At 68.7% G+C, this 12853-nt stretch carries 12 protein-coding genes; all 12 read right to left on the bottom strand.

Annotated elements, in window-relative coordinates; genetic code table 11:
- Positions 1-22: 22 nt before the first annotated feature.
- A complete protein-coding gene (locus VXJ25_RS04635) occupies positions 23-1048 on the bottom strand; it encodes an alpha-hydroxy-acid oxidizing protein (RefSeq protein WP_330958042.1) in 1026 nt (341 codons plus the stop codon).
- An 85-nt stretch (positions 1049-1133) separates the two neighbouring features.
- Positions 1134-2855 carry a proline--tRNA ligase gene (locus VXJ25_RS04630; protein ID WP_330958041.1) on the bottom strand — a complete coding sequence of 574 codons (1722 nt, stop codon included), beginning with the start codon at positions 2853-2855 and terminating at the stop codon, positions 1134-1136.
- A 98-nt stretch (positions 2856-2953) separates the two neighbouring features.
- On the bottom strand, positions 2954-4063 hold the full coding sequence (gene ispG / locus VXJ25_RS04625) for a flavodoxin-dependent (E)-4-hydroxy-3-methylbut-2-enyl-diphosphate synthase (RefSeq protein WP_330958040.1): 1110 nt from the start codon (positions 4061-4063) through the stop codon (positions 2954-2956).
- A 4-nt stretch (positions 4064-4067) separates the two neighbouring features.
- On the bottom strand, positions 4068-5450 hold the full coding sequence (locus VXJ25_RS04620) for a M50 family metallopeptidase (RefSeq protein WP_330958039.1): 1383 nt from the start codon (positions 5448-5450) through the stop codon (positions 4068-4070).
- Positions 5447-6646 carry a 1-deoxy-D-xylulose-5-phosphate reductoisomerase gene (dxr, locus tag VXJ25_RS04615; RefSeq protein ID WP_330958038.1) on the bottom strand — a complete coding sequence of 400 codons (1200 nt, stop codon included), beginning with the start codon at positions 6644-6646 and terminating at the stop codon, positions 5447-5449. The genes VXJ25_RS04620 and dxr overlap by 4 nt, the downstream gene beginning before the upstream one ends.
- Positions 6643-7644, bottom strand: coding sequence for a phosphatidate cytidylyltransferase (locus VXJ25_RS04610; protein ID WP_330958037.1), 1002 nt, complete (start codon positions 7642-7644; stop codon positions 6643-6645). The genes dxr and VXJ25_RS04610 overlap by 4 nt, the downstream gene beginning before the upstream one ends.
- Positions 7641-8426, bottom strand: coding sequence for an isoprenyl transferase (locus VXJ25_RS04605; protein ID WP_330958036.1), 786 nt, complete (start codon positions 8424-8426; stop codon positions 7641-7643). Before VXJ25_RS04605 ends, VXJ25_RS04610 begins: the two co-directional genes overlap by 4 nt.
- On the bottom strand, positions 8427-8972 hold the full coding sequence (gene frr / locus VXJ25_RS04600) for a ribosome recycling factor (protein ID WP_330958035.1): 546 nt from the start codon (positions 8970-8972) through the stop codon (positions 8427-8429).
- A 2-nt stretch (positions 8973-8974) separates the two neighbouring features.
- The gene (gene pyrH, locus VXJ25_RS04595) at positions 8975-9703 is read right to left on the bottom strand and encodes a UMP kinase (protein WP_330958034.1); all 729 of its coding nucleotides are present in this window, start codon (positions 9701-9703) and stop codon (positions 8975-8977) included.
- A gap of 217 nt (positions 9704-9920) precedes the next feature.
- Positions 9921-10790: a translation elongation factor Ts gene (tsf, locus tag VXJ25_RS04590; RefSeq protein ID WP_330958033.1), complete on the bottom strand. Its 870-nt coding sequence runs from the start codon at positions 10788-10790 to the stop codon at positions 9921-9923.
- Between the two features lie 67 nt (positions 10791-10857).
- Positions 10858-11628 carry a 30S ribosomal protein S2 gene (gene rpsB, locus VXJ25_RS04585; RefSeq protein WP_330958032.1) on the bottom strand — a complete coding sequence of 257 codons (771 nt, stop codon included), beginning with the start codon at positions 11626-11628 and terminating at the stop codon, positions 10858-10860.
- Positions 11629-11863: 235 nt separating this feature from the next.
- Positions 11864-12853, bottom strand: a complete 990-nt coding sequence (locus VXJ25_RS04580; protein ID WP_330958031.1) for a tyrosine recombinase XerC — start codon at positions 12851-12853, stop codon at positions 11864-11866.

The raw sequence follows: 12853 nt of genomic DNA, 5'->3' as shown, positions 1-12853 counted from the left end.
CAAGACCTGGGGCCCTGGCCCCTTAGGAGAAGAGCATCTCGCGCCCGACGTCTGCCAGGGTGGCCGCGCCGCACATCTCCATGGTGTCGGCGAGCTCCGAGCGCAGCTGCGCGAGGTAGTCCTCGACGCCCTGCTGGCCGCCGCCGTGGGCCGCCACCACCACGGGCCTGCAGACGAGGGCCGCGTCCGCGCCGAGCGCGAGCGCCCGGAAGACGTCCACGCCAGAGCGGATCCCGCCGTCGACGAGGACGGACATCCTGCCCGCCACCGCCTCCGCGATGCCGGGGAGCACCTCGGCCGTCGCCGGGACGCCGTCGAGCACGCGGCCGCCGTGGTTGGAGACCACGATGGCGTCCGCGCCCGCGTCGAGCGCCTTGAGCGCGCCGCGCGCGGTCATGATGCCCTTGAGCACGAAGGGCGTCCCGGCCTCGTGGCACTGCTCGGCAACCTTTGCGAGCTGGTCGACCGTCTTGGACCCCGCGGGCGGGTTCTGGCCCTTGAGGAATGGCAGGCCCGCCGCGTCGATGTCCATGGCGATGGCGAGCGGATGGGCACCCAGGGCCACCCCGACGCGCTCGCGCACGACGTCCATTGCCCAGGGCTTGATCGTCTCGACGCCGCAGCCGCCGAGCGAGGCGATCACCTGCGTGGCGTTGGCCACGATGCTGCCCTCCAGGCCGTCGCCGGTCCACGCGACCGTTCCCTGGGCCGCGGCTGCCGAGAGCACGCAGCGGTTGTAGGAGACGTCGTCGAAGAGCTCGCCGTAGTGGCGCCTCACGTCGCCGACGGGACCGACCATGACGGGCAGCGAGAGGGTGCGGCCGAAGAGCTCGAGCGAGGTGTCCGCCTCCGCGTAGGGACGGATCGTGTCGAGGTTGACGCGCCACTCCTCCCAGGCCTGGTAGTTGCGGACGGCGACCGTGCCCGTCCCCTTGGCGCCCGGGCCTGGGACGTGCGCGCCGCACGCCCTCCCGTCGCAGACGGGACAGGCCTTGCACCACGCCCCCGTCTTGCCCCTCGCCCTCTCCGCGAGCTCCCTGTACAGCATGGCTCTCCCCCCTTGCGAAGGGGCGCCCCGTGGGGCGCCCCGGACCACCTGGCTGTCTTTGCGATCTTTCGACCTTGCGTCGCGCCTACGCCCTCTGCGGGACGACCTTCTCCGCCAGGAACTTCGCGACCTCCTCGATCGCGACCTCCTCGCGCTCGCCTGTGGCGCGCACCTTGACCTCGACCTTGCCGTTTGCGATGGCCTTCTTGCCGCAGACGACCTGGTACGGGAAGCCCATGAGGTCGGCGTCGTTGAACTTGACGCCCGGGCGCTCCTTGCGGTCGTCCACCACGACCTCCACGCCGGCGGCAACGAGCTCTCGGGCCACCCTGTCCGCGACGGGCCAGACGACCTCGTCGCCCACCGTCAGGGGCACGACCTCGACCTCGTAGGGCGCGACGCAGACGGGCCAGGTTATGCCGTGCTCGTCGTGGTGCTGCTCGACGATGGCGGCGAGCATGCGCGAGACGCCGATGCCGTAGCAGCCCATCACCAGGGGCTTCTCCTTGCCGTCCACGTCCATGAAGGTGGCGCCCATGGGCTCGGAGTACTTGGTGCCGAGCTGGAAGACCTGGCCGCACTCGATGCCGCGCGCGAGCTTGAGGGGCTCGCCGCACGTGGGGCACAGGTCGCCCGCCTTGGCGGAGATGACGTCGACCCACGCGTCGTCGGCGATCGTGAGGTCGCGGCCGAGCTTTGCGTGCACGTAGTGGTAGCCCGCCTCGTTGGCGCCGACTGCCCACCACACGGACCCCTTGAGCGACTGGTCGAAGCAGGCGCGCACGCCCTCCGGCAGGCCGATCGGCCCGATGAAGCCCTTCACGAGGCCCGTCTGCTCGAGCTCCTCGTCGCTCATCAGGTGGTAGTCGCCGAAGGCGTGGGACGCCTTCACGTCGTTCATCTCGTGGTCGCCCGGGACGAAGACCACGACGGGCCTGCCGTCGCCGTCCATGAGCGCGAGCGCCTTGCGGGTTGCGCCCTCGGGGACGCCGAGGAAGGCGGCGAGGTCGGCGATCGTGGAGCAACCGGGGGTCTCGACCTTCTCGAGCTCGCCCGGCTCACCGTCCTCGAGGCTGATCGGTGCCGTCGCGGCCTCGGTGTCCGCCGCGTAGCCGCACTTGTCGCAGTAGACGAGCTCGGCCTCGCCGGCGTCGGCGATCGCCATGAACTCGATGGAGGTGCTGCCGCCGATCTGGCCCGTGTCCGCCGCGACGGGCAGGCACCACAGGCCGCAGCGGCGCATCACGTTCGCGTAGGCGCGGCTCTCGTCGTCGTAGCAGCGCTGCAGGCTCTCCTGGTCCGCGCTGAAGGAGTAGCCGTCCTTCATGATGAACTCGCGCGAGCGCATGAGGCCGAAGCGCGGTCGCCTCTCGTCGCGGAACTTGTCCTGGATGTGGTAGAGGGTGACGGGAAGCTGCTTGTAGCTGCTGAGCTCGTTGCGCACGAGGTCGGTGTAGGTCTCCTCGTGGGTGGGGCCGAGCGCGTACTCGTGGTCGTGGCGGTCCTTGATGCGCATGAGCTCGGGGCCGTAGGCGTCCCAGCGGCCGCTCTGGTGCCAGAGCTCCGCGTCGGTGAGGATCGGGGTGAGCATCTCCTGGGCGCCGATGTCCTCCATCTCCTCGCGGATGACGCCCTCGATCTTCATGAGCGAGCGCCACGCGAGCGGCAGGTAGCTGTAGAGGCCGGCGGCCTCCCTGCGGATCATACCGGCGCGGAGCAGCAGGCGGTGGCTTGCCAGCTCGGCCTCGGCGGGGTCCTCCTTGAGGGTTGGTGCGTAGAGGGACGACATCTTCGCGTAAGACTTCACGGGAATCCTTCCAGTAAGCTCGGTCGCGCCGGCCCCCACCGGAGGCTCGGGCGCGACCCGTACGGACCTTCTAATTGTAGGACAATCGGCAGCGCGCCCTACGAGAAGCGCGCCTCGATCTCCTTGAAGAGCTCGTCCACGATGTCTGCCTCCGCGACCTTGCGCAGAGGCTTGCCTTCGGCGAATATGAGCCCCTGGCCCTGGCCGCAGGCGACTCCGATGTCGCAGCCCGCCGCCTCGCCCGGGCCGTTCACGACGCAGCCCATCACGGCGACCGAGATGGGCGCGCGGACCCCCTGGAGCCTGCGCTCGACCTCCTCCGCGATCGGAATGAGGTCCACCTTTGTCCTGCCGCAGGTGGGGCAGCTCACCAGCTCGGGGTGCAGGCGCCTCATGCCGAGGGCGCCGAGCAGCTCCCACGCCACCCTGACCTCCTCGACGGGGTCAGCGGTGAGCGACAGGCGAATCGTGTCGCCGATGCCCTCCTCGAGCAGGACCCCCACGCCCACGCAGTTCTTGACCGTCCCCTGGAGCAGGGTGCCTGCCTCGGTCACGCCGACGTGCAGCGCCACCTCCGGGAGCCGGCGCGAGAGCTCACGGTAGGTCGCGAGCGTCACGGGGACCGAGTGGGCCTTCGCCGATAGGACGACGTCGTGAAAGCCGCGCCCCTCGAAGTGGCGGACGAAGGACTCCGCGGAGGCGACGAGCTTCTGGGGCCCGTCGAGGTCCTCGCGGGCGTCGACGTCCTTGTCGAGCGATCCCATGTTGACGCCGATGCGGATGGGGACGCCTGCCTCGCCCGCCGCGTCGATCACCGCGTCGACCCTGTCCCAGGAGCCTATGTTGCCCGGGTTGATGCGCACGCCCGCAGCGCCGTTCCTGACCGCGGCGACGGCGAGCCTGTGGTCGAAGTGGACGTCCGCGATCACGGGAATCGGGCTCTGCGCGCAGATCGCGTGGAAGGGGTCGACGTCGGCCGCTGACGGCAGGGTCACGCGCACGAGCTCGCAGCCCGCGTCCGAGAGACGTCCCACCTGCGCGAGGGTGGCGTCCACGTCCGAGGTGGGCGTGGTGCACATCGACTGCACGGAGACGGGCGCACCGCCCCCGACGGCGACGCCGCCCACGCTCACGCGCCTCGTGCGCTCCCTGGGGAGCCGCGGCGCACCGGAGCTCGCAACCACGCCGCCGCCAATCTCGCTCAGCATCAGCTCACCATCCAATCAGCAGTCTGCTCACGTCGTTTCTGAGCACCACCACGAACACGAAGGCGAAGAAGGCGATCCCCACGTAGGAGACGACGCTCTGCGCCCTCACCGAGAGCGGCCGCCTCATCGCCGCCTGGATGACCTCGATGAGGATCTTGCCGCCGTCGAGCGGCGGGATCGGCAGGAGGTTCATGAACCCGAGCGACATGGAGATCGCGGCCAGCAGCGACACCACGCTCATGGGGCCCTGCGAGGCGGCCTGCGACGCCATCACCGAGATGCCCACGATCGAGGTGGAGGAGTCGAGCACCTGCATGGTCTGGGTGGGCACGATCAGCCTAGCGGCGAAGGTGGCGACGAGGCCGGCATAGTCGACGGCCCAGCGGGAGGCCTCGAGCACGCCGGGGCGGTAGGTCGTCGTCTGCGCGTTGACGCCCAGGAGCTGCCCCTCCCCCTCCGAGACCTCGATCGTGGTGGTCATCGCCTCACCGTCGCGGACGAAGCCCACCTCGACCGAGGAGCCCGGCGTCAGGTACTGCCGAACGGCGTCGACGAGGTCGCTCCAGTCCGTGACCTCGGCGTCGCCGATGCGCACGATCGCGTCGCCCGCCTCGAGGCCCGCCTCGTCGGCGAGCGAGCCCTCGGTCACCGAGGCGATGACGTTGGAGTCGACGACGACCTGCTGGCCCACGACGCAGAAGGCTGAGACCGCGAGGACGAAGGCGAGCGCGACGTTGACAAGGGGGCCGGCTACGAGCATGCAGACGCGCTTCCAGAAACCGCAGCCGAGGTAGGTGCGGGCCCTCTCGCGCTCGAGCGCCGCCTCCGCGTCGCAGTCGAGCGGGCGCGGATCGCCCGCCCCCGTCGTCCCAGGCTGCGAGAAGTCGTGGGCGCGGTCGTACTCGGTCAGGAAGGCGGCGTCGCGCCTGAGCGTCTCGAACTGCTCGGGATAGGCCCCCTGCGACTCCCGCTCGCCCTTCGAGGCGTCGTAGTAGGGCCTGATCGCGGCCCAGTCCGACAGGGTGGCGAGGAGGCCGTAGGAGCGGTCGACGTCGCAGCCGAGCTCGTCTGCCAGCGCCGCCGCGCTCACGCGCCCCTCGCGCTGTACCACGGAGAAGGCCCGTGCGAGAAGCTCGTCCTGCTCCCCCTCCATGCCGCAGATGCGCGTGTAGCCGCCGAGGAGTATCGGCGTGACGCCGACCTCAGTGCCGTAGCGCTCGAGCTTGCGCGAGAGCCTGGCGCGGCAGGGCATGCCGAGGAAGAACTCGGTCACGCGCACCCCGAAGGCGCGCGCCGCGAGGTAGTGGCCGCCCTCGTGCACGAACACGAGGAGCGAGAGGGTGACGACGCCCCAGAACACGGCCGAGAGGACGCCGGCCGCGCTCATCGGCGCACCCCCTCGAGGAAGCCCCGCGCGACCTCGCGCGAGCGGGCGTCCACCTCCTCGAGCTGCGCCACGGACTCGACCTCCTCGGGCCGAGCCTCCCCCATCGTCTGCCGCACAACGCGCTCTATGTCGAGGAAGCCGCAGGCGCCTGCTCGGAAGGCGGCGTTTGCCACCTCGTTCGCGGCGTTCATGACGCAGGGGAGGGTGCCGCCGGCACGCCCCGCCTCGCGCGCGAGGGCGAGGCAGCCGAAGGCCTCCTCGTCCGCCTCGCCGAAGGTGATCGCGGGCTCCTGGCGCCACTCGACGCGCGGGGACGGCGTCTCCCAGCGCTCGGGATAGCTCAGCGCGTACTGGATGGGGATGCGCATGTCGGAGGGCCCGATCTGCGCCTTGACCGAGCCGTCGGCGAACTCGACCATCGAGTGGACGCGGCTCTGGCGCTGCACGAGGACCCGGATGCGATCGATGGGGACCCCGAAGAGCTGGTGCGCCTCGAGGACCTCGAGCCCCTTGTTCATGAGGGTCGAGGAGTCGACGGTGATCTTGGGGCCCATCGTCCAGGTTGGGTGAGCAAGGGCGTCGGCGGCGCTCACGTGCGCGAGCTCTTCTCGGCCCATGCCGTAGAAGGGGCCGCCCGAGCAGGTCAGCCACAGGCAGTGGACGTCGCTTGCGCGCTCCCCCACGAGGCACTGGTAGATCGCGCTGTGCTCGGAGTCCACAGGGATGAGCCTCCCCGGCCGGACGAGCGGCACGAGCAGGTCGCCGGCGACGACGATGGACTCCTTATTGGCGTAGGCGAGCACCTTGTCCGCCCTGAGGGCGGCGAAGCCCGCTTCGATCCCGGCGAAGCCGACCATGGCGTTGACGACGCAGTCGACCTCGTCGAGCTGCGTGAGCTCGACGACCGCCTCGGGCCCCACCCCGAGGGCGCAGCCCGAGGGGAGCCCCTCGAGTGCGGCGTCCCGGGCGTGCCCGGCGCTCGCGACCGCGACGTGGTCCGCGGAGAACTCGCGCGCGGCGCTCGCGAGGGCCTCGGTCGAGGTGTCGCAGGCGAGCGCCACGACCCGCAGCTTGTCTGAGTGCTGGCGGCAGACGTCGAGCGTCTGCCGCCCTATGGAACCAGAACACCCGAGGACCGCAACTCGAAGCGGCCTCGGGCGTGGCGAACGTGGTGCCGTATCCTCGAATATGCTCACAGAATTCCCCCGATGTGCAGTAGGAAGTAGGCGACCGTGCATCCGAAGAGCATGGAGTCCGAGCGGTCGAGCAGGCCTCCGTGCCCGGGCATCAGGTTGCCGGAGTCCTTCACACCGACCCCGCGCTTGATGCGGGACTCGAAGAGGTCTCCGATGACGGCGGAGATGCCCACCACCACGCCGCAGACGAGCGCGAGACCCATCCCGATGCCCTCAAGGCCAAGGATACCCACGATCATCCAGACGAGGACGGACCCGGCGAGCCCTCCATAGAATCCCTCCCAGCTCTTGTGGGGCGAGATCTTCGGCGCGAGCTTGTGCGCGCCGAAGCGAGAGCCGACGAAGTAGGCGATTGCGTCGTTGGCCCACATCGAGCCCATCACCCCCAGCGTGAGGAGCGCGCCGTCGCAGCCCGCGTCGACCTTGCGGATGAGGACGATGCAGGAGAACATCAGCGAGGTGTAGACGGGGCCGAACACCGTGATGGCGACGTCGGCCAGGTTCGCGCGGGGCGTGAGCACGTACCAGACCGCAAGCGAAAGGACGAGGGCGAAGGTCACGACGTGGATGGTGCCGAAGCCCCAGAGGTACATCGAGACCGGGTAGGCGATGGCGCCCGTGAGCCCCAGGATCTCGTTCGGCATCCTGCCGCCCATACGCGAGATGCGGAAGAACTCCGAGCAGCACAGCCATGCCATCGCCGTGATGCAGGCAGTCGTCGGCACGACGCCACCGAAGAGGCAGAGGAGGATGACGATGGTGTATATCGCGCCCGACGTGGTCCGCGTGAGGAGCTTCTCGGTCCAGCCGCGCACGACCTGGCCCTTGAGGCCGCCGACGGCGCGCAGCCCCTCCTTGGAGTGGCGGTGGCTCTCGATCCTCTCGATGGCGCTGTCCAGCGAGATGTGGGCCCTCGCCTCGCGGCCGTCGACGTCCGCCGGAAGCGGCCTCTCCTCGCCTCCGGCGCCCGCGCCCGAGGGATGACCGGTTTCGCTCACTTGTTGACCACTCCCCCGAAGCGGCGCTTGCGGCCCTGGAAGTCCCGGACGGCCCTGAGGTAGTCCCAGCGCGTGAAGTCCGGCCAGAGCGTGTCGGTTACGTAGAACTCCGTGTAGGCGATCTGCCAGAGGAGGAAGTTGGACAGGCGGTTCTCGCCGGAGGTCCGGATGAGGAGCTCCGGGTCCGGCAGGCCCGCCGTGTAGAGACGGGCCGCGACGGAGGCCTCGTCGACCTCGTCTGCGTCGACCCTACCCGCCGCCACGTCCCGCGCGAGGGCGCGCGCGGCCCTCGCGATCTCCGCCCTCGAGCCGTAGTTGACCGCGAGGGCGAACACCATGCCGGTGTTGCCCCGGGTCTCCTCGAGGCCCTTCTCGAAGACGTCGCGCGTGACCTTGGGCAGCGCGTCGATGTCCCCCAGGAAGAGCAGCCTGACGTTCTCCTGTGCGAAGAGCGGGAGCTCCTTCACGAGCGTCGTTGCGAACAGGTGCATCAGGAGGTTCACCTCGTGCTGCGGCCGTCTCCAGTTCTCGGTCGAGAACGCGTAGACGGACAGCACGTCCACCCCGAGCCTCACGCTCGTGGTGACCGCCTCCCTGAGGGCGTCCACGCCCGCGACGTGCCCCTCGCTCCGGTCGAGCCCCCGGGCCTGCGCCCAGCGCCCGTTGCCGTCCATGATGATCGATATGTGGCTGGGGATCCTCTCGAGGTCGACGTCCGACAGGCTGATGTCATCGGGCGCGCCTGCGTAGTACTCCCGCAGCTTCGCCTCGTCTCGTTGCACCTAGATCTCCATGACCTCGGCCGTCTTGGTCTTCAGGAGGGAGTCGATCTCCTCGATGGCGTTGTCGGTCAGCTTCTGGACCCGCTTCTTCTCCGCCTTCTGCTCGTCCTCGGAGAGCTCCTCGTCGCGGTCGATGGCCTTGTTGGCCTCCTTGCGCGCGTTGCGCACGGCGACCCTGCCCTCCTCGGCGAGCTGCTTGCACTCCTTCGCGAGCTCCTTGCGGCGCTCCTCGGTGGGGGCGGGGAACGGGAGGCGGATCGAGACGCCGTCGTTGGATGGGGTGATGCCGAGGTCGGACTGCTCGATGGCCTTCTCGATGCTCCTGAGGGAGGTCTTGTCCCACGGCTCGACCACGAGCATGGAGGCCTCGGGGACCTTCACGCCGGCGAGCTGGGTGATCGGTGTGGGCTGGCCGTAGTAGTCGACCTTGATCTCGTCGAGGATGTGCGGGTTGGCGCGGCCCGTGCGGACCTTCGCGAAGTTGTTCCTCAGCGCCTGGATGGACTTGTCCATGTGCTTCTTGGCGTTGTCGGTGTGCTGGCTCATGTCTACTCGCTCTCCTCGTCGACTACGGTGGTCCCGACAGGCTCCCCCTTGAGGGCCTTCTCGAACGCGCCCTGCTCCTCCATCTTGAAGACGATGATGGGCATGTGGTTGTCATGGCACAGGGCGGTCGCCGTGGCGTCCATGACCTTGAGGTCCCTGGTCAGGACGTCCATGTAGGTGATCTCGTCGAACTTCCTGGCCTCCGGGTGCACGACCGGGTCCATGTCGTAGATGCCACTGACCTTGGTCGCCTTCATGAGCACCTCGGCGTCGATCTCGCACGCCCTCAGGGCCGCTGCGGTGTCGGTCGTGAAGTAGGGGTTGCCCGTGCCCGCCGCGAAGATGGTGATGCGGCCCTTCTCGAGGTGGCGTATCGCGCGGCGCCTGATGTAGGTCTCTGAGACCGAGTGCATCTCGATCGCGCTCATGACGCGCACGTCCATGCCGTTGCGCTCGAAGCAGTCCTGGAGGGCCAGGGAGTTGATGACCGTGGCAAGCATGCCCATGTTGTCCGCCTGGGCGCGGTCCATGCCGCTCGCGGCGCCCGACAGGCCGCGGAAGATGTTGCCGCCGCCCACGACGATCGCGATCTGGATGCCGGCCTCCCACACGGGCTTGACGCTGTCCGTGATGGACTGGAGGACTGCGGGGTCGATGCCGAAGCTCTTCTCGCCCATCAGGGCCTCGCCCGAAAGCTTGAGAAGGACGCGGTGGTATTTGTAGTCAGTCAAGTGGGTCCTCCACTTCTTGTCGACGAATCCCGCCCCCGCGCCAACGGTGGGGACGGGACAACGGGCTTGCTTGCCGTTCAGTCCCCTGTGATTCTAACAGAGGTCAGAGCCCGTGCCCTCACGGAAGCGCCAGGCATCGCCTCGCTCGGTGGGACCGGCAAACGAAAAGGCCGGCCCGCTCTCGCGGACCGGCCCGTCAGACGCTTGAACCGAGGAGTTACTCGCCGAAGTTGAAGCGGACGAAGTTGACGATCTCGATCTTGTCGTCAGCCTTCTTGGAGACCTCGTCTGCGAGCTGGGAGATGGTGGTCTCGGGGTTCTTGATGAACTCCTGCTCGGTGAGGACGTTCTCCTTGTAGAACTTCTTCAGGCGGCCCTGGACGATGCCGTCCCAGAACTTCTCCGGACGGCCAGAGTCCTTTGCCTGGGCGGTGTAAATGCTCTTCTCGTGCTCGATGATCTCCTGCGGGACGTCGTCGCGGCGCGCGGAGACGGGCGCGGAGGCCGCGACCTGCATCGCGACGTCGTGCGCGAAGGACTTGAAGTCCTCGTTCTGCGCGGTCTCGGGCTTGGCGAACTTGAAGTTCACGATGTCGCCGAGGTGGGCACCGAGGTGGATGTAGCTCGCGAGGGTGCCCTCGGAGGTGATGCGCGCGAAGCGGTTGATCTTCATGTTCTCGCCGATGACGTGAATCATCTCGGTGAGCTCGGAGTCGACGGTGCCCCCGTTCATCGGGCACGCCTTGAGCGCCTCGAGGTCCGCCGGGTCGTTCTCGGCGACGACCTTCGCCACGTCGGCGGCGAAGCCCTCGAACTTGGGGTTGGAGCTCACGAAGTCGGTCTCGCAGGTGAGCTCGAGGAGGGCGCCGGTCTTGCCGTCCTCGGACACGTAGGCCGCCACGCAGCCCTCGTTGGTGTCGCGGCCCGCTCGCTTGACGGCCTTCGCCATGCCCATGGTGCGCAGGACGTCGACGGCCTTCTCGATGTCGCCGTCAGCCTCGACGAGGGCCTTCTTGCACTCCATCATCGGCGAGTCGGTCATCTCGCGAAGCTGCTTGACCATAGCGGCAGTAATCTTGGTTGCCATGCTTCCCCTCCTTGGGGTGTTCGTTCTCGTATCGGACGACGCTTGGCGGACGTGCCGCGCCAAAGCGCTACTCTGCGGCGGGCGCCTCGGCCGCGGGGGTCTCGACGGCAGGCGTCGTCTCGCCCTTGGCCATCTCCTCAGCGGAGATCTGCTCCTTGCCGGAGCCGGCCAGGACGGCGTCGGCCACGAGTTCGCACATGAGGTCGACGGAGCGGATGGCGTCGTCGTTCGCGGGGATGCCGTAGTCGATGACGTCGGGGTCGGAGTTGGTGTCGAGAAGGCCGACGACCGGGATGTGGAGGCGGTTGGCCTCGCGGACCGCGATCTCCTCGCGCTTGGTGTCGACGACGAAGAGGGCCTGCGGGAGGGCCTTGAGCTCACGGACGCCGCCGAGGTTGCGCTGGAGCTTCTCGAGCTCCTTGGTCAGGACGGCCTGCTCCTTCTTGCCACGGGCGGCGAGGCTGCCGTCCTCGGCCATGGTCTCGAGCTCCTCCATGCGCTCGATGCGGGAGCGCATGGTGACGAAGTTGGTCAGCATGCCGCCGAGCCAGCGCTGGTTGATGAAGGGCATGTTGGCACGCTCGGCCTGGGTCTGGATGGGCTCCTGGGCCTGCTTCTTGGTGCCCACGAACAGCACGGTGCCGCCCTTGGCAGCGGTCTCCTTGAGGAAGGTGTAGGCCTTGTCGGCGTCGATGATGGTCTGCTTGAGGTCGAGGATGTAGATGCCGTTGCGCTCGCCGAAGATGTAGGGCTTCATCTTGGGGTTCCAACGGCGGGTCTGGTGACCGTAGTGGCAGCCCGCATCGAGAAGGGTCTGGATGTTGATCTTTGCAGCCATGTACTAAACCTCCTGTGGTTTGTCCTCCGCGTGAGGTCAACCCCATAGCGCCACCCCTGCCCTGGCTTATGGGGAGGGGCACCACGGCGCATGAGTCGTCACGCGTGTGAAATGTGCCATGCGGTCGCACGGCGATTCTCAAGTATATCAGCACGGAGGAGGGCGCGCCAGACCCAGGCTCCCTTCAATGACTCACCATAACTTCACATTGGCCCCTCGGCGCTCGGGCGCCCGCTCAGCCGCGCGGGTGCGCCCGCCGGGCCGCGTCCTTGAGCCGCGCCACCGAGAGATGGGTGTAGACCTGCGTCGTCGCGAGGCTCTCGTGGCCGAGAAGCTCCTGGACGCTCCTGAGGTCCGCGCCCCCGTCGAGGAGCTCGGTCGCGAAGGTGTGCCTCATCGCGTGCGGCGTCACGCCGGCGAGGCCCGCCTGGCGGGCGTGCCCCTCGAAGCACCTCCTCAGGGCGTCCGCAGACATGCGCCTCCCCCGCGTCGACACGAAGAGCGCGCGCTCGTCTCCGGCCTGCCCCGTCCCGTCGCGCCGGCGGGCCACCAGGCGCCCTCGCGGGCCCTCGAGGTAGGCGGAGAGGCGCTCGAGCGCTACGGGGTAGAGCGGCACGATCCTCTCCTTCGAACCCTTGCCGAAGAGCGTCACCTGCTCCTGGGCGAAGTCCACGTCACCCACGTCGAGGGCGGAGACCTCCGAGATGCGCGCGCCGGACGCGTAGAGCAGCTCGAGGAACGCCCGGTCCCTGAGGCCGAGGTCGCTCCCCTCGTCGCAGGTGTCGAGGATCCGCCCCACCTCGGCGTCCGACAGGGTCTTCGGAAGGCCCCTGGCGAGCCTCCTTCCCGAGATGGCGTCGGCCGCGTCGGTCTCGCAGACGCCCTCGGCGACGAGCCAGCGGTAGAGCCCCTTGATCGAGGACAGGTGCCTGTTGACCGTCTTCGCGCCGTAGCCCGCCGAGACGAGCTCGGCGAGGTAGCGCCTCAGCTGCTTGTGGGTCACCTCGAGGGGCCGCACGCCCTCCCTCCTGGCCCAGAGCGCGTACTGGGCGAGGTCCGAGGCATAGGCCTTCGCGGTGTTCCCCGAGAGCCCGCGCACCTGGGTGAGCTGGGACACGAATCGCTCGATGTCCCGCTCGAACCCGTCCGACCTGGTGCGGTCGGAACCTGACCCGCCCTCTTCGAGAACGGCGGGGCCCCCTTCGGACGGCGTGCCGTCGGACAT

This window comes from Olsenella absiana, assembly GCF_036408855.1.
Lineage (GTDB): Bacteria > Actinomycetota > Coriobacteriia > Coriobacteriales > Atopobiaceae > Olsenella_K > Olsenella_K absiana.
This window is presented reverse-complemented; position numbering and strand designations above follow the sequence as displayed.